A 17,055-nucleotide genomic window follows, 5' to 3' on the forward strand; every position below is an offset into this window, starting at 1 on the left:
TAATGTCGTCAAGTTACTACTTTAACATTTTAGGGGGAGGTTTTGTAGTCTTAGGTGGATTAATGCTTTTGGGGATGATTTTAAAACAGCAACATATGTTGTTTAGGTACTTGGTATTATCCATCTTAATCCAATTAAATTATAATGATAATAGAGTTAATATGGGAGGGAATCAATATTGAATTATTTAATTGGGTATAAAAATGCTGAGCGAAATTTCGGACATGAGGACCCAATACTAACAGAATATACATATGGAGAGTCAGGAGCTAATACCGAAAAGCTCCTAAAAGTACAGAAGGGAGATTCACTATTAATTAACACACTTGAAAATGGACTAACCTAATATCGGTTAGTCCATTTCTTTTTATGCAACTCTAATTTAGTGGGCAACTCAAACATGAATGTTACGCAAAATTCAGGTGAAATATATTGATTATGTTTACTTAGGTTTTACTTTTTATTTGCGGTACGGTTCACCGTAACTAATCTACACGAGGTTATTGTTTATTATTTGTATAATTAAATTTAACAAAAAAAGTCGTACCTTCCGATCCTGTTTGAATTTCTATTTTTGCATTATGACGGGCAGCAATGGCATAACATATACCTAGCCCCAATCCAGTTCCATTATCTTTGGTCGTGTAAAATGGAGTACCGAGTTTCTCTAATACTTCAGGTCTGATACCTTTTCCTTGATCACGCACTGCAAGCACCACACAATTTTGACCTTCCTTGTAGGTACTGATGGTTAGAACTTGCCCTGTGCTCATCGCTTCTAAGCCATTACGGTATAGGTTTATTAATAATTGCCGTATCTCATTACGATTTAAAAGTAATTCCGGAATGTCATTTGTATCGACTTGAATATATTTATTTTGATTATGCGTATCAATCTTTATTAAAGGAATCGTATCATGAATAATTAAATTTAAATCTAACATCTGCAAATCCGATTTCTTTGTATTACCCATTGAGAGAAATTCAGTAATAATAGAATTGGAGCGATCAAGTTCTTCTATCATTAAATCAAAGTAATTATTATGTTTCTCATAGATGTTCTCTTCTTTTAATAATTGCAAAAATCCTCGTACTGTTGTCATTGGATTTCTAATCTCATGGCTAATACCTGCTGCCATTTGCCCTATTAAATCTATGTTTGATAACCTTTTCAATTCCTGCTCATATTGCTTTTTTTCCGTTATGTTTTTAAAAATACAACAAATACCATCATCATACGGGTATGCACTAACTTCGTACCAATATTCATCAGATATAGAAAGAAATTCGAAATGAACTGTAGTTCGCTCTGACATTGCACGATGAAATTCCTTATACATAACTGTGTCGACGCTACTCAGGAAAACCTCCCGTATATTCTTGCCTAATACATCTTTTGCTGTTTTTCTTTGTGGAAAATATTGATGCTTATTTACGTACGTAAATTCCCATTTATTATTCAAAGTAAAGAATCCATCCGTAATACTTTCGATCACACTTGTAACTTTTTCATTAGCAGTAGCTAGTTCTTTCGTTCGCTCTTCCACCATGCTTTCAAGTTGATCCATATATAACAAGTTTGAAAACGTAGGAGCTGTGGCATCAACGATAGATTTTGCCAATTGAATTTGGGAATTATCGTAATTATAAGATTTTCCCTCTTTACCAACGACAATTACCCCTAATACTTCTCCCATTGAAACCAATGGGATCATCAAAAGACCCTTACTATCTATATTTTTTGTTTGAATAACCTCTTGGATCTTGGCGTCATAGCTTTTTTCCATCCAATCCACTTCTGTCCAATTACAGTCCTTACTTAACTTCGTTGTTTTAATCGTTTTTTTGTCTAACGGGTCTAAAAGGTGGGCAGCCACGTTTTTACTCTCTAAAATCTGTCCTAAGTAAAAAAAACATTTATCAAAACTCTCCTGTATCGAGGAACACATTGATAAATCACGGGTAACATTTAGTAACAACTGCTTCTCGGCAATAAGGTTTTCCTTTTGTGTTAAATTATTTGCGTTTTGAATTGCGACCGCAGCCATATTTACATAAGCTTCAACACTTTGAATTTCTGAATCTGTTAAGTTCATTGGAGTTCCATAATCAAATAAAAAAACCAGACCAAATAACTCTTGCCCAAATGAGATAGGCAAGGCTAATAAGGACTTAATTTTGAACGCATCAACTGGTCTCGGATCCGGCCGATGATCCTTTGAGGTATCAGGGATATAGATCGTTTTTTTGGTTTCAATAACTTCTTTTGCCAGTAAGTCTATTTCAGGATCAATTACTTGCGTATCGAGCGTTACACCATTTATGGTCTCTGGTTTTCCTGCAAACCCTCTAAATGTTCCATCTTCCTGGGGTAAATAAATTCCAACAGCGTTGCACCTAACAATCTCCTCTGATATCGCCATTGTTACACGCTGCAATACTTCACGTAGTTCTAATTTTGTATTTATTATTTTTGTTATATTCGCGAGCCTAGAATATCTCGCCTGATCACTTAACATTCACATGGCCTCCAATTATAGGCATAATAAAATAAACATGATAATATCAGTGAAAATCAAGATCAACCTGCCATTTTCGATTTTCTCCTGTATTCTTTTCTTCCCCCTGTTTTACATAGAATACCTCACTTACTTATGATACAGTTCACCTTAATTAAAATGAAACAGTGTAACTTTCAAAAGTTACACTGTTTCACTACCTTCTACTACATTCACACTCGCCTCAAACTTATCAAGCAACGCACGCACCTCATCAGTCGATTTCGTGCTCATCAATTGATTTCTTAGTTCCGCAGCTCCAGGGAATCCTTTTACATAAATTTTGAAGAAGCGATGAAGTCCCGTGATTGAGCGTGGCAGTACTTCTGCATATTGATCTTGAAGATCAAGCTGTAGTCTTAGAAGATCAAGGTGTTCTTTACTGCTATGTTCTCTCGGCTCTTTTTCAAAAGCAAATGGATTTTTAAAGATTCCTCGTCCAATCATAACGCCATCAATACCGTATTTTTCAGCAAGTTCCATTCCAGTTTGACGATCAGGAATGTCTCCATTGATTGTTATTAACGTATTTGGTGCAATGCGGTCACGTAATTTTTTAATTTCCGGAATTAGTTCCCAGTGCGCATCTACTTGGCTCATTTCTTCTCTTGTACGTAAATGAATAGAAAGGTTGGCAATATCTTGTTTAAAAATATGCGTTAACCAATCTTCCCACTCACTTAACTCTTTAAAGCCAAGTCGCGTTTTTACGCTGACAGGTAATCCGCCCGCTTTTGCTGCTTGAATTAATTCTGCTGCAACGTCTGGACGTAGAATAAGGCCGCTACCTTTTCCTCTCGATGCTACATTCGGTACTGGGCATCCCATATTAATATCGATACCTTTAAATCCTAACTCTGCCATACCTATACTCATTTGACGAAAATATTCAGGATTATCTCCCCAAATATGTGCTACCATTGGTTGTTCATCTTCTGTAAAAATTAAACGGCCACGTACACTTTTCATACCTTCTGGATGGCAATAGCTATCCGAGTTTGTAAACTCTGTGAAGAATACATCCGGTCGGCCAGCTTCACTTACTACGTGACGGAAAACGACGTCTGTCACATCTTCCATTGGTGCAAGTACGAAAAATGGTCGTGGTAAATCACGCCAAAAATTATCTATCATTTCAAATTCAAATCCTCTCATTATGAATGCAATTTCAAACTCTCAATTTATAATTTGTGAAAATAAGCAATATTTATTTTAACTAAAATCGCTTATGAATGGTATTTTTGTAAACCAAAAAGCAGATGGTATAGATTTTTCCTATATCAACTGCTTTTCTATTATACCAACTTAAGCCAAGCCACACACTCCACATGAGTCGTATGCGGGAACATATCAACAGGCTGTACTTCCTGTGTTTTATATCCGCCTTCTTCTAGTACTTTTAAGTCGCGTGCTAATGTTGCTGGGTTACATGATACGTATACGACGCGCTTTGGTTTCATGTCGATGATTGTGTTTAATAGCGCTTCGTCACAACCTTTACGCGGTGGGTCTACGACCATTGTGTCGGCGATTACGCCTTCTTTGTACCATTTTGGAATGACTACTTCTGCTTCTCCTACGCCAAATTCAGCGTTTGTCATGTTGTTTAGTGCTGCGTTACGGTTTGCGTCTTCGATTGCTTCTGGGACGATTTCAACGCCGTACACTTTTTTCGCTTTTTGCGCTAGGAATAAAGAGATTGATCCGATTCCGCAATATGCATCAATTACTGTTTCGTTACCATCTAACTTTGCGTATTCTAGCGTTTTATCGTATAGCACTTTCGTTTGTTCTGGGTTTACTTGATAGAATGAACGTGCTGAAATCGCGAATTTAATGTCACCGATAAAGTCATAAATATATTCTGATCCGTACAGTACTGTCGTTGTATCACCGAAAATAACGTTTGTTCGTTTCGTATTTACGTTTTGAACGATTGATTTTACTTCTGGGAATTTCGCTACAATTTCTTCAATAATTGCTTTTTTGTTTGGTAATTCTGCTGTACGTGTAATGAAGACAAGCATAATTTCCCCTGTTACTTGTCCGTAGCGAGCCATTACGTGGCGTAGTGTTCCTTTGTTACGCTCTTCATTGTATGCCGAGATACCATGTTTCTCACAAATACGTTTCACTTCTTGAATTAATGCATCGTTTTCTTCTGCCTGAATTAAGCATGATTCCATATTAATGATGTCATGCGTTCCTTGACGATAGAATCCAGCTACAAGTCCGCCTTCACGTTCCCCAATCGGTACTTGTGCTTTATTACGGTATACCCATGGGTTTTTCATGCCAAGTACAGGATGAACAGGGACATCGCTTAACCCACCGATACGCTGCATAACGTCACGTACTTGTTTTTCTTTCGCTTGTAATTGTCCTTCATATGTTAAGTGCTGAAGCTGACAACCGCCGCACTGGTTGTATACTGGGCATTCTGCATCTTTACGATACGGGCTCTCTGTATGAAGTTTTATCAAACGACCAAACGCGAAGTTTTTCTTCACTTTAATAATTTTAATTTGTGCTTCTTCACCTGGTAGTCCGTTTTTAACGAAAATAGGATAACCCTTTACTTTCGCAACACCGGCACCATCGTGTGTTAAATCTTCAAATACTACATCTATAAACTCGTTTTTTTCAACTGGTGGCGTCATTTTTGTACTCATTTTCCGACCTCTCTTTTTCATAACACTGCGTTACATTTTATCATACTTATATGGTCTATTTCTATTGGAAGAAAAAAAGCTATTGACGATAGTTCTCTAGTAATGTTACGCTACTACTAATTTAATACGGACGATGTTACCTCATATATACTCGATAATATGGATCGAGAGTTTCTACCCGGCAACCTTAAATTGCTGGACTATGGGGAAAACTAATGAATATTAGCCTATGCGCAAAAAAGGACTCATATTGATTAGCTTTCTCTCATAGATGAAAGTGAATCCATATGGGTCTTTTTTTATTTTTACTTTTCTAAAAGGTCAGACATCTTACGTATGACATAAAACCTCTTTGTTTTATTTTTAGTAATATAACGAGCGTTTTATGTACAAACTTTATACGAACTTCTGAAAGGGGCAACTACATGCAATATGTAATGAGCATTATCGGTATTCTTGTCGTTTTAGGTTTATGTTTTGCTTTGTCAAACAACAAAAGTAAAATCAACTTCCGCGCAATTGCAATTATGATTGGTTTCCAAATTTTAATCGGTTGGTTTATGTTTGCTACAAAGGTTGGTCAACAAATCATTATTTTAATTAGTAAAGTTTTCAACAAACTAATTAAACTTGGTACGACAGGTGTCGATTTTCTCTTTAATGGGATTCAAAGAGATTTTGTCTTTTTCTTAAATGTATTATTAATTATCGTATTTTTCTCAGCACTACTTTCAATCTTTAGTTATTTAGGTGTTTTACCATTTATCGTTCGCGTTGTCGGCGGTGCAATTTCAAAAATTACTGGTTTACCACGCGTTGAATCATTCCACGCAGTAAATTCTGTATTCTTCGGTTCAAGTGAAGCGTTAATCGTTATTAAAAATGATTTACAGCATTTTAACAAAAACCGTATGTTTATTATTTGTTGTTCTGCGATGAGCTCCGTTTCTGCTTCTGTTACAGCATCATACGTAATGATGTTAGATGCGAAATATGTACTAGCTGCTCTTCCGCTAAACTTATTCTCAAGCTTAATCGTTTGTTCGTTATTAACACCAGTTGATACGAAAAAGGAAGACGAAGTGATTCAAAAATTTGATAGAACTCTATTTGGAGACAGTTTTATTGGCGCAATGATTAACGGTGCGCTTGACGGTTTAAAAGTAGCTGGGATCGTTGCTGCATTAATGATTGCTTTCATCGGTGTTATGGAAGTTGTAAACTACGTAATTAGCGCAGCTTCAGGTGCAATGGGACATGCTATTACGTTACAACAAATCTTCGGTTATATACTCGCTCCATTCGCATTCTTAATGGGTATTCCAACTCAAGATATTATCCCAGCTGGTGGTATTATGGGTACGAAGATTGTATTAAACGAGTTTGTAGCAATCCTTGATTTAAAAGAAACAGTTACAACATTAGCTCCACGTACAGTTGGAATCGTTACAGTATTCTTAATTAGCTTCGCAAGTATTAGCCAAATTGGTGCAATTGTTGGTACAATCCGTGCCCTTTCTGAAAAACAAGGAAGCGTCGTATCTAAATTTGGTTGGAAAATGCTATTCGCGTCAACACTTGCTTCTATTTTATCTGCGACAATCGCTGGATTGTTTATCTAATAAAAAACTCCACCTTACTTCTATTTTTCTAAATGAAGTTTGAGTGGAGTTTTTTACTATCTTCTATATGTAAACTACTCCAAAAAAACGCAAGACTCCTTTCCGAATTATTCCAAAAATGTATTCCCCTATATATTCTATGATGATATGATGGACAAGGGTATAAGTGACTATAATTAAAACACAATAGAAGGATGATAGAATGAAAAAATATACATATATCGCTTTACTTTCCTCTGCTATTCTCGTAGGTTGTAACACTAGTAATGCTAGTGATAAACAAATAAAAGAAACAACAGCGGAACAAGCAGTTGAACCAAAAAAAGCACAAGCAAAAACAGTAGAAACCCCTTTAACGCAAGGGGCTATCACATGGGATTCGTATGAATATAACGCACAAAACACCACGCTTTATACAAAAAACTTAAGAGATTCATTTAAACAAGTACGTTACAATATTTGGCGTACTGCCGATGGACCTGAAAGCAAACAAACTTTTACTTCACAAGAAAAAGATCGTGATTTTGCCCTCCCACTTCATTTAAAAACATTTCATTTAAAACGTGGAGAATTTCAAATTGAAACAGTAGGGATTAAAGAGGATAATACGGAAACAAATCTAGTAACATCTAAAATTACATTCCAGCAACATGTACCATTTTTGATGTATCATGCGATTGAAAAATACCCTGGACCAGGTGATGGTGATTACGGCTTATACGTACCGCCTGAACAATTCGAAAAACATATGCAGTATTTAAAAGATAACGGTTATACGATGCTTACATTTGAACGTTGGAATGATATAAACCGTGTTAATAAACCTATTTTTATAACAATGGATGATGGTCGAAAAAATAATATGAATGCTCTTCATGTTTTACAAAAATTAAAAGATGATACATTCCAACCTGCAGCAACTGAATTTCTTACTTCAAATGAGATAGACAAACCGAACCGTCTATCAACAGATGATATAAAACAAATGATAGATTCAGGTATTTTTTCTATTCAATCTCATACTGCAAATCATACAATGATGGCTCATTCAGGTAATTATGATGAGGAATTACGCGGTTCTAAAGAAAAAATCGAAACTCTTACCGGTAAAAAGATCATCGCTCTCGCCTACCCAGTAGGCTCTTATAATGACGCCGCTGTCGAAGAAACAAAAAAACATTATGAGTTCGCAGTGACTACTGATCACGGCAATCACATTACAAAAGGTACCCCAAACGAGCAACTCTTAATTAAACGCCATTTTGTAGGACCTGATATGTCCATGGAAAAATTCGCATCTCTTATAAAGTAAACCATAAGATATTTTAAATCTTACTAAAAAACGAAAGAAGAGATCTGTTTACAGTCACTAACCTATCCCCCATCTAAAAATGATACGATAAACAAGGGTAATTCCCCACCGCTCTTACAGCGGTGGGGATTTTAAATATAAGTAATGCAACATACTACACAATAGAAGGTGATTTTATGAGAAAATACGCAGCAATTGCTTTATGTACGTCTGCTATTCTAGCAGGATGTAATACTAGCACTGTAAGTCCAGAACCTAAAAAAGAGAAAAAGGTTCAAGAAGTTAAAAAACAAGAGGAGACTGTGCAAGAACAAGGTAAAATTTCTTATAATCCGATTACACACGATTCTACAAACACAAGTATCCATATTACAGAAATAAAAGATTCTCTAACCGAAGTACAATATAAAATTTGGCGCACTGCGGATGGAAAGGAACATGCTAAATCTTTTTCTTCTAAAGAAAAGGAGAAACAATTTACACTTCCATTTGACATAAAAGAATTTGAAGGAAAACGCGGTGAGTTCCAAATTGAAGCAACAGGAGTCAAGGAAGATGGAAAAATCATCTCACTCACAAAATCTGCTATTACTTTCGAGCAAAAGGTTCCCGTTCTTATGTACCACGCAATCGATGATTATCATGGACAAGGCATTAAAGATTTATTCGTATCACCTGCTAACTTTGAAGGCCAAATGAAATATTTAAAAGATAACGGTTATACATTATTAACGTTTGAACGCTGGGGCGATATTAATAAAGTCAACAAACCAATTTTTGTTACATTTGACGATGGTATGAAAAATAATATGAATGCATTTCATATTTTGCAAAAACTAAAAGACGATACTTTCAAGCCGACAGCAACAGAATATATGATTGTTGATAATGTCGATGTTGAAGGCTCTCTCTCTACAAATGAAATAAAAGAAATTGTTGATTCCGGTATTTTCTCAGTGCAGTCTCATACAGCAACACATGCTGATTTACCGAAGATTACAAACTACGAAGAAGAATTAAAAGGATCGAAAGAAAAGCTAGAAAAAATAACAGGTAAGCCCGTTATCGCAATTGCTTATCCATTTGGCCATGTAGATGATAAAGTCATTACAGAAACGAAGAAATATTATCAATTTGCGACGACAACAAAGCCTGGAAAGTTCATTACGAAAGGTGAACCGGATGAGTTGCTAAAAATGAAACGTGTTCGTATACACCATACAACTACAGTTGAACAGTTTGCTTCTTCCATTAAATAAATGTGAGAGCTCAATACATTTTGAGCTCTCTTTTTACTTTATATTTATATATATTTTTAGAATTTTCTTGTATTATATATAGTAAGAAATCTTTCAAACTAAAGGAGATTATACATATGTCATTTGAACAAACGTTAGAGAAGTATGCTGCCCTTGCAGTTAATGTTGGTGTTAATATTCAACCCGGACAAACTTTATCAATTAGCGCACCTCTTGAAGCTGTACAATTCGTACGCCTCGTTACAGAAAAAGCATATAAATCTGGTGCAAAACACGTATATGTTGATTGGAATGATGAGACGTTAACACGCTTAAAGTTCGATCTAGCTCCTGAAGAAGCATTCGCTGAATTCCCTTCTTGGAAAGCACATGCTCGTGAAGAATTAGCAAAAGAAGGCGCTGCATTTATGTCTATTTATGCAGAAAATCCTGATTTATTAAAAGGGGTAGAAGCAACACGTATCGCAACAGCCCATAAAGTAGCTGGAGAAGCGATGAAAGTATACCGTGATTATGTACAAGCCGATAAAGTAAGCTGGTGTGTAATTTCTGTTCCTACGAAAGAATGGGCTGCGAAAGTATTCCCTAACGTAGCACCAGAAGAACAAGAAGCAAAGCTATGGGATGCTATTTTCAAAGCTACTCGCGCTGATTTAGAAAATCCTGTAGAAGCATGGAAAGAACACGATGAAACATTACATACAAAAGTGGATTACTTAAACGAAAAGCATTATAAAGCTCTTCACTATACAGGTCCTGGAACAGATTTAACAATTGAACTTCCAGAGAAGCATGTATGGGCTGGTGCTGGTAGCTTAAATGAAAAGAACGTACCATTTATGGCTAATATTCCAACTGAAGAAGTATTTACAATGCCACTTAAAACGGGTGTAAACGGCCAAGTTTCTAGCACAAAACCGTTAGTATTTGCAGGTAACATTATCGATAATTTCACGTTAACATTTGAAAACGGGCGTATCGTAGACTATAAAGCTGAATCTGGTGAGGAAGCTTTAAAACATTTAGTAGAAACAGATGAAGGTTCTCACTTCTTAGGAGAAGTCGCTTTAGTGCCTCATGACTCACCAATTTCAAACACAAATATTTTATTCTACAATACACTATTTGACGAAAATGCATCTTGCCACCTTGCGATTGGAAATGCTTACGCATTTAACTTAGTTGGTGGAAAAACAATGTCTAAAGAAGAACTTGCTGAAAACGGCGCAAACGCTAGTATCACACACAACGACTTCATGATCGGATCAGCTGAGCTTGATATCGACGGTATTACAGATGATGGAAGACATGAGCCGATTTTCCGTAAAGGTAACTGGGCATTTTAAATCAACCAAAATAAAAACACATTGGATGATCCAATGTGTTTTTATTTGTTCGGCTTCAATTCAAATTTTATCGTTCTATTTTCACGTGTAAACTCAGGCCTGTATGTGGCGATATATGTATTTTCTTTATCTACATCAAATCGCATGATGTCTTGGATTTTTTCATCTGGTGCTACCTTTTTACTAATGAAGCTATCATATTTATATTCTTTAAACTTTGTACCTTTCTTATTTGTAATCTCAAATTCGTAAAATGCAAAAGGTATTTCTTTTTTACTATTATTTTTCACCGTGAAAACAATCCCTAAAATATCATCTTTCTTTTTATCTATGGTGTAATCTGGATACCCTAATTGGACTGAATCGAGAGTTACTTGCAAACCATCTACATCTACTGTCTCACCTATTTTATAAATTTTTTCTTGAACGTTCTCTTGTTTACTTTCATTACTATTTTCAGTCTCGGTACAAGCACTTAAACTAAAAGCTATGCCACAAATTAAAACAATTTGACTCACCTTTTTTAACATACTTTTTCCTCCACATAAGACAACATTTCATATGTATCATAACAAAACCCTTTACACTTTCTTGTCATATTTTGTCGTATTAATTGCTAACTACACAAATAGAAAAAAGCTATCTTCTACACAAGATAGCTCTCATGATGCCGATGATACTTTAAGTCCAATTACACCTAAAACGATAAATAAAATACAACACGCTTGGAATAAGTTAATATGCTCTTTAAAGAAGTATATACTAATAATCGTAATAAGTAGTGTCCCTAGGCCAGACCAGATCGCATAAGCAATACTTAAGTGAATCTTTTTTACAACGATAGCAAAGATACTGAAACAAATACCATAACAAACGAAAATAAGTACACTTGGAACAAGCTTTGTTAAGCCATTCGATAATTTCATCGCAATCGTTCCAGCTACTTCAAAAATAATTGTAACAGGTAATAATAGCCAATATATCATACTGGAATCTCCTTCTCTGTTACCTTATAGAGATTCTAGTGTATTACTTATAATCCTAATGAAATGTATTTGATTTCTAAATATTCCTCGATGCCGAAATGACCGCCTTCACGCCCGATACCACTTTCTTTAAATCCACCGAACGGTGCTTGTGCAACTGACGGAAGACCATCATTTAAACCGATAATACCGTACTCTAGCGCTTCACTAATTTGGAACGCTTGGCTAATATCCTTCGTAAAAATATACGCAGCTAAACCGTATGGTGTATTGTTTGCACGTTCAATTACTTCTTTAACTGTTTTAAATTTCGCAACTGGTGCAACGGGTCCAAATGTTTCTTCAGTCATACAAAGCATTGTATCATTTGCCAATCCAATTACAGTCGGCTGAATGAAATGTCCATCTAGCTCTGTAACCTGTTGGCCTCCATATAAGAGTTCTCCACCTTTTTGAACTGCATCTTCAATATGTTCTTGTACTTTTAAAACTGCATTCTCATCAATAAGTGGTCCTACAGTAGTTTCCGCACCGAATCCGTCTCCGACTTTAAGTTGCCCTACTGCCTTTTGGAACTTCTCTACAAATACTTCGTATACTTCTTCTTGAACGAATACTCGGTTTGTACATATACACGTTTGTCCTGCATTACGGAATTTCGAACCAATAACGGCTTCTACCGCTTTATCTAAATCTGCATCATTCATTACGATAAATGGAGCGTGACCACCTAATTCTAATGAAACTTTTTTCATCGTTTGCGCAGCGCTAGTCATTAACTCTTTCCCAATTTCCGTTGATCCTGTAAAGGACACTTTTCGAACGCGCTCATCTTCCATCCACGTATCAGCAATTGCTTTTGCACTACCTGTTACAATGTTTATTACACCTTTTGGAATGTCCGCTTCGTGTGCTAATTCAGCTAACTTCAATGCAGTTAACGGTGTTTGACTTGCAGGCTTTACAACTGCTGTACAACCTGCTGCAAGCGCTGGAGCTACCTTTCTCGTAATCATAGCCGCTGGGAAGTTCCACGGTGTAATAGCTGCCATAACCCCAACTGGTTGCTTCATAACTAAAATACGTTTGTTCGGATGAGAAGCAGGAATCATTTCACCGTATACGCGCTTCCCTTCTTCTGCATACCATTCAACAAAGCTATTTGCATAATTCACTTCACCAAGCGCTTCTGCAAACGGCTTTCCTTGCTCCTTCGTCATAATCGCTGCGATTTCTTCTTTATTTTCATCAATAAGTGTGAACCACTTTTTTAATTTCGTTGCACGATCCGCGGCTGTTAATTTTGACCATGTTTTAAAAGCCTCATGCGCCGCATCAACAGCTTGCTTTGCCTCTGTTATCCCGCCCTTTGGTACAGTTGCAAATATTTCTTTCGTTGCTGGATTGTTTACTTCAATTTGCTCTTGCAGTGTAATCCACTCACCATTTATATACATCGCTTTTTTATCTACATTTACAAACGTCGCTTTTTTATCCAATGTTTTCTTCCTCCTCTATGAACTTCTTAATCTTCCTAGTGGCAGCAGATTGACTTATTTTTAGAAACTCTGCTACTTTATAGCTTGATCCACATGTTTTATACGCTTTTAAAATAATATTTCGTTCCACTTCTTCCAACATTTTATAGAGACTTTGACCTGACTGTTCAACTGTTGATTCCTGCATTGCTATTGGTAAATCCTCTATCGTAACGATATCGTCAGCAGTAATAACAATTCTTTCAATTACATTCTCTATTTCTCTATTGTTTCCTTCCCACGGGTATCCAACAAACATTTGTAACGTACTAGGTGCTAACTTTACATCACGTCCGTACTTTTTATTAAAGTGCTGTAAATAATGATAAACGAGTGGTAAAATGTCTTCTGTTCTTTCCCGAAGTGGCGGAATTGAAATCGGAATGACATTCAGACGATAATATAAATCTTTCCGAAATGTTCCTCGTTTCACCATCTCACTTAAATCTCTATTTGTTGCCGCTACAATTCGAACGTCCACCTTTTTTAATTCTCTTCCGCCTATAGGACGAAATGTTTTTTCTTGCAATACTTGCAGAAGCTTCGCTTGAATTTCAAGCGGCATTTCACCAATTTCATCTAAAAAAAGAGTCCCTTTATGTGCTGACTCTAATAATCCCTTTTTCCCTTCACGATTTGCACCTGTAAAAGACCCACCTGAATATCCAAAAAGCTCCGATTCAATTAAATTTGTTGGCAAAGCCGCACAATTAATTTCATAGAAACTTTCATTCTTCCGGTGACTTACTTCATGTAGATGACGTACTAAGCGGCTTTTTCCCACGCCTGTCTCACCTAAAACGAGAACAGTACTATCTACCACAGATACTTTTTTAATCGTTTCTATTATTTTTTGCATAGCAATGCTTTTAAAAATAAGTCCTTCATGTTCATATGTTTCTCTTAATTCTTTTTTGTATGTTTTTAACTGATTATCCATTTCCTCTACCTTTTGTCGTAATTGATAGAGTTCAGTAAGATCTCGAGAATAACTAATCACTCTTCTTAAATTTCCCTCATCATCAAAAACTGGCCTCGTCCGAACATGTAAATACTCTCCCGATTTCGTCGTTTGAACGAGTTCAATCGGTCTCTTTTTTTCAATTACTTCTAATGTTGCGGATGGATAAAAGATTCCATCCTTTTGTAGTTCCTTTACATGTTTACCTACTAACTCTTCAGCAGCTAGTTGATAGTGCCTTTCGCATGTACTATTTACACGTACAACGATTCCCTGCTCATCTGTAACAAAAATTTCGTCAAACGCATATTCAAATACATCTTTTAAATCCATTAACACTCGTTCCTTTTCTGCAACCATCCTAGCCACCCCTAACTTCAAATCCATCGATTCACTTCACTACCTTTATTATAAAGTGAATTTTCTGCATTTTATATAGAGTCAGCTAGAATGTTTGCGATTTATCATTCAGTTTTTATACACGGGCAATATTTGCTTGCTCATAACAAGCTTGTAATGATTCTTCAATAATCGTTAAACCTTCCTCAAGTTGCTCATCTGTAATAACCAATGGCATTAATACACGGACAACATTTCCATATGTCCCCGCAGATAATAAAAGTAATCCTCGTTTATTTGCTTCCGCACACAAATTAGCTGTTAATATTTTGTCAGGCACTTTCGTCTTACGATCTTGAACGATCTCAAATGCACACATTGCCCCTAATCCGCGCACATCACCGATGCAATTATATTTATTTTTCATCTCTTGGAATCGGTCCATTACGACTTTTCCTAATTCTATCGCTCTATCATTTAATTTTTCTTTTTCTATTACATCCAGAACCGCTAATGCAGCCGCACATCCTAATGGACTTCCTGCATACGTTCCACCAAGCTCTCCAGGTGCAGACTCATTCATAATTTCTTTACGTCCAATAACACCGCTTATCGGTACACCAGCTCCTAATGACTTAGACACTGTAATTAAATCTGGAACGACATCATAATGATCAATTGCAAAGTATTTTCCTGTACGGCTAAATCCAGTTTGAATTTCATCCGCTACAAATAAGATGCCATGTTCTGAACAAATATTGCGTACTTCTTGGACAAATTTCTTACTTGGGACGATAAATCCGCCTTCCCCTTGAACCGGCTCCATAACAACAGCTGCAATTGTTTCTGGTGCTACTTCTGATATAAAGAAGTTCTTAAACTCTTCAATGATAAAATCATCGTACTGCTCTTCCGTTAACCCCTCTGGACGACGGTATTCATATGGGAATGGCGCTTTATATACTTCTGGAGCAAATGGACCGAATCCAAATTTATATGGCTTTACTTTACTTGTCATCGTCATTGTCATCAATGTACGCCCGTGGAAACCTTTAGAAAACGCAATAATACCTGATCTTTTCGTATATTTACGGGCGATTTTCACTGCATTCTCTACGGCTTCAGCACCACTGTTTAAAAATAGTACTTGTTTATCAAAACTTCCTGGCGCTAATGCAGCAAGCTTTTCCGCTAATTCAATATATGGCTCATACATCATGACATTAAATCCCGTATGAATGTATTGATCTACTTGTTTATGAAGTGCTTCTTTAACAGCCGGATGACAATGCCCTACATTAATTGTCCCTATTGCCCCAGCAAAATCAATATACTGATTACCATCAACATCTGTTACAAGAGCTCCATTTGCAGATTGTACAAACGTTGATATGCCGTTACTTACTCCTTTTGGTACTATATTTTGGCGGCGCTCTAATAAAGTTGCTGCTTTTGGTCCTGGAATTTGTTCATTTACTTTAGCAAATTTTTTTGTGTTCATTGCGTACCCCATCCTTTTCTTTACATTGTTTTCTCTTTTTATTGCAAAATACATGCCAACTTTCCGTTCTAGTATTCATCCTATACTCTTTGTATCCAGGCATAAAAAATAAGTCTATAAAGACTCATCAAGAGTCTTTATAGACTTATTTCCCTTGCATACTAGACTTTCCTTGTTCCCAAATAAACTCACCTGAATGAGAAATAAACTCACCAACAGATTCTACGACTAAGTCCGCAAGTGGTTCTAAAGTTTTACGGTCTCCCGTACCAGATAGTACTCCAATAGCATAACAATCACCACCGTTTTTAGCTAAATATAGATCGGTTGGCGTATCTCCAACGACTGCCACCTCACATGCCTCTAAATGAAACCTTTCACAAAAGGATTCTATAATTCTTTTATCAGGTTTCTGTGCCGGAAACGTATCAGAAGCTACAATATAATCAAAAAAGGATTCTAATTGATATTGTTTTAAAAATAATTCTGTCGGCGCAAAATCATCAGCTGTAACAACACCTAAAATAAATCCTTTATCTTTTAAACTTTGTAAAATTCTTGGTAGATCTGCCGTCATTTTCATATAGGAACGATGCTCGTACATAAGCGAAAATAATTTTTCACTTACCCATTCATGCATCTCCTCTTCCTTAGATGACTTAATATACTTACAAAGCCCCTTTGCTACATCGAGGCTTGTTCCAGCCGCTAGTGCGCTACTTGGATGAACAAATACCCCATCCACACCAATCTCTTTTAATAAAGCTTGCTGCATTGACTCTGGTAATTGATATAAATTTATACATTCCGCTACAAGCTCTTCCGCTACTTTTATCCAAATTGAGTGAAAATCCATTAATGTCCCATCTTTATCAAATAGTATTGCTTTTACCTTCTCCATAGCACCCTACCTCTCATTTCTTATCCTCTTAAGTGTATCAATAAAATATGGATATAAAAT

The 17,055-nt window shown here is 36.2% G+C and carries 14 protein-coding genes and 1 riboswitch; of the genes, 5 read left to right on the forward strand and 9 right to left on the reverse strand.

Annotated features, from left to right (window positions below; translation table 11 throughout):
- Nucleotides 1-178 precede the first annotated feature (178 nt).
- Complete coding sequence (locus ACS2MN_RS23555; RefSeq protein WP_001108407.1) at nt 179-346, forward strand: hypothetical protein; 168 nt, start codon at nt 179-181, stop codon at nt 344-346.
- 154 nt (nt 347-500) lie between these two features.
- Here ACS2MN_RS23555 and ACS2MN_RS23560 read toward each other — a convergent pair whose 3' ends face one another.
- The 3 genes from ACS2MN_RS23560 to rlmD form a co-directional block, all read right to left on the reverse strand.
- Nucleotides 501-2,519 carry a GAF domain-containing sensor histidine kinase gene (locus ACS2MN_RS23560; protein WP_000947552.1) on the reverse strand — a complete coding sequence of 673 codons (2,019 nt, stop codon included), beginning with the start codon at nt 2,517-2,519 and terminating at the stop codon, nt 501-503.
- A 183-nt stretch (nt 2,520-2,702) separates the two neighbouring features.
- A complete protein-coding gene (locus tag ACS2MN_RS23565) occupies nt 2,703-3,692 on the reverse strand; it encodes a tRNA dihydrouridine synthase (protein WP_000566681.1) in 990 nt (329 codons plus the stop codon).
- A 161-nt stretch (nt 3,693-3,853) separates the two neighbouring features.
- Nucleotides 3,854-5,230, reverse strand: a complete 1,377-nt coding sequence (gene rlmD / locus ACS2MN_RS23570; RefSeq protein ID WP_098709369.1) for a 23S rRNA (uracil(1939)-C(5))-methyltransferase RlmD — start codon at nt 5,228-5,230, stop codon at nt 3,854-3,856.
- Nucleotides 5,231-5,351: 121 nt separating this feature from the next.
- Nucleotides 5,352-5,453, forward strand: a riboswitch (purine riboswitch).
- Between the two features lie 202 nt (nt 5,454-5,655).
- On the opposite strand from rlmD, the gene ACS2MN_RS23575 reads away from it, so the two are divergent.
- From ACS2MN_RS23575 to ACS2MN_RS23590, 4 genes are all read left to right on the forward strand, one after another.
- On the forward strand, nt 5,656-6,852 hold the full coding sequence (locus ACS2MN_RS23575; RefSeq protein WP_098709370.1) for a NupC/NupG family nucleoside CNT transporter: 1,197 nt from the start codon (nt 5,656-5,658) through the stop codon (nt 6,850-6,852).
- A 202-nt stretch (nt 6,853-7,054) separates the two neighbouring features.
- Nucleotides 7,055-8,164, forward strand: a complete 1,110-nt coding sequence (locus ACS2MN_RS23580) for a polysaccharide deacetylase family protein (RefSeq protein ID WP_000760988.1) — start codon at nt 7,055-7,057, stop codon at nt 8,162-8,164.
- A gap of 176 nt (nt 8,165-8,340) precedes the next feature.
- Nucleotides 8,341-9,423: a polysaccharide deacetylase family protein gene (locus tag ACS2MN_RS23585; RefSeq protein WP_001233756.1), complete on the forward strand. Its 1,083-nt coding sequence runs from the start codon at nt 8,341-8,343 to the stop codon at nt 9,421-9,423.
- Nucleotides 9,424-9,539: 116 nt separating this feature from the next.
- On the forward strand, nt 9,540-10,769 hold the full coding sequence (locus tag ACS2MN_RS23590) for an aminopeptidase (RefSeq protein WP_087969144.1): 1,230 nt from the start codon (nt 9,540-9,542) through the stop codon (nt 10,767-10,769).
- 41 nt (nt 10,770-10,810) lie between these two features.
- On the opposite strand, the gene ACS2MN_RS23595 is transcribed toward ACS2MN_RS23590, so the two are convergent.
- From ACS2MN_RS23595 to ACS2MN_RS23620, 6 genes are all read right to left on the reverse strand, one after another.
- Nucleotides 10,811-11,299, reverse strand: a complete 489-nt coding sequence (locus tag ACS2MN_RS23595) for a DUF4352 domain-containing protein (RefSeq protein WP_000915100.1) — start codon at nt 11,297-11,299, stop codon at nt 10,811-10,813.
- A 132-nt stretch (nt 11,300-11,431) separates the two neighbouring features.
- On the reverse strand, nt 11,432-11,755 hold the full coding sequence (locus ACS2MN_RS23600; protein WP_087951276.1) for a DMT family transporter: 324 nt from the start codon (nt 11,753-11,755) through the stop codon (nt 11,432-11,434).
- A gap of 47 nt (nt 11,756-11,802) precedes the next feature.
- Nucleotides 11,803-13,254, reverse strand: coding sequence for an NADP-dependent succinate-semialdehyde dehydrogenase (gabD, locus tag ACS2MN_RS23605; protein ID WP_000358096.1), 1,452 nt, complete (start codon nt 13,252-13,254; stop codon nt 11,803-11,805).
- Entirely contained in the window at nt 13,247-14,614 is a 1,368-nt protein-coding gene (locus ACS2MN_RS23610) for a sigma-54 interaction domain-containing protein (protein ID WP_000225129.1), read from the reverse strand. The genes gabD and ACS2MN_RS23610 overlap by 8 nt, the downstream gene beginning before the upstream one ends.
- A 115-nt stretch (nt 14,615-14,729) precedes the next feature.
- Entirely contained in the window at nt 14,730-16,094 is a 1,365-nt protein-coding gene (gabT, locus tag ACS2MN_RS23615; protein ID WP_088055848.1) for a 4-aminobutyrate--2-oxoglutarate transaminase, read from the reverse strand.
- Between the two features lie 145 nt (nt 16,095-16,239).
- Entirely contained in the window at nt 16,240-16,995 is a 756-nt protein-coding gene (locus tag ACS2MN_RS23620) for an HAD family hydrolase (protein WP_000416652.1), read from the reverse strand.
- Between the last annotated feature and the right edge of the window lie 60 nt (nt 16,996-17,055).

The sequence above is a fragment of the Bacillus cereus group sp. BceL062 genome, from assembly GCF_051780025.1.
Taxonomy (GTDB): Bacteria; Bacillota; Bacilli; order Bacillales; family Bacillaceae_G; genus Bacillus_A; species Bacillus_A toyonensis.

Excerpts from the sequence above, each read along its gene's own strand:
- ACS2MN_RS23560 (WP_000947552.1), bottom strand. The coding sequence starts at position 2,519 with ATGTTAAGTGATCAGGCGAGATATTCTAGGCTCGCGAATATAACAAAA.
- ACS2MN_RS23585 (WP_001233756.1), top strand. The coding sequence starts at position 8,341 with ATGAGAAAATACGCAGCAATTGCTTTATGTACGTCTGCTATTCTAGCA.
- gabT (WP_088055848.1), bottom strand. The coding sequence starts at position 16,094 with ATGAACACAAAAAAATTTGCTAAAGTAAATGAACAAATTCCAGGACCA.
- ACS2MN_RS23610 (WP_000225129.1), bottom strand. The coding sequence starts at position 14,614 with ATGGTTGCAGAAAAGGAACGAGTGTTAATGGATTTAAAAGATGTATTT.
- ACS2MN_RS23590 (WP_087969144.1), top strand. The coding sequence starts at position 9,540 with ATGTCATTTGAACAAACGTTAGAGAAGTATGCTGCCCTTGCAGTTAAT.
- ACS2MN_RS23600 (WP_087951276.1), bottom strand. The coding sequence starts at position 11,755 with ATGATATATTGGCTATTATTACCTGTTACAATTATTTTTGAAGTAGCT.
- ACS2MN_RS23575 (WP_098709370.1), top strand. The coding sequence starts at position 5,656 with ATGCAATATGTAATGAGCATTATCGGTATTCTTGTCGTTTTAGGTTTA.
- ACS2MN_RS23565 (WP_000566681.1), bottom strand. The coding sequence starts at position 3,692 with ATGATAGATAATTTTTGGCGTGATTTACCACGACCATTTTTCGTACTT.
- ACS2MN_RS23580 (WP_000760988.1), top strand. The coding sequence starts at position 7,055 with ATGAAAAAATATACATATATCGCTTTACTTTCCTCTGCTATTCTCGTA.
- rlmD (WP_098709369.1), bottom strand. The coding sequence starts at position 5,230 with ATGAGTACAAAAATGACGCCACCAGTTGAAAAAAACGAGTTTATAGAT.
- ACS2MN_RS23595 (WP_000915100.1), bottom strand. The coding sequence starts at position 11,299 with ATGTTAAAAAAGGTGAGTCAAATTGTTTTAATTTGTGGCATAGCTTTT.
- ACS2MN_RS23620 (WP_000416652.1), bottom strand. The coding sequence starts at position 16,995 with ATGGAGAAGGTAAAAGCAATACTATTTGATAAAGATGGGACATTAATG.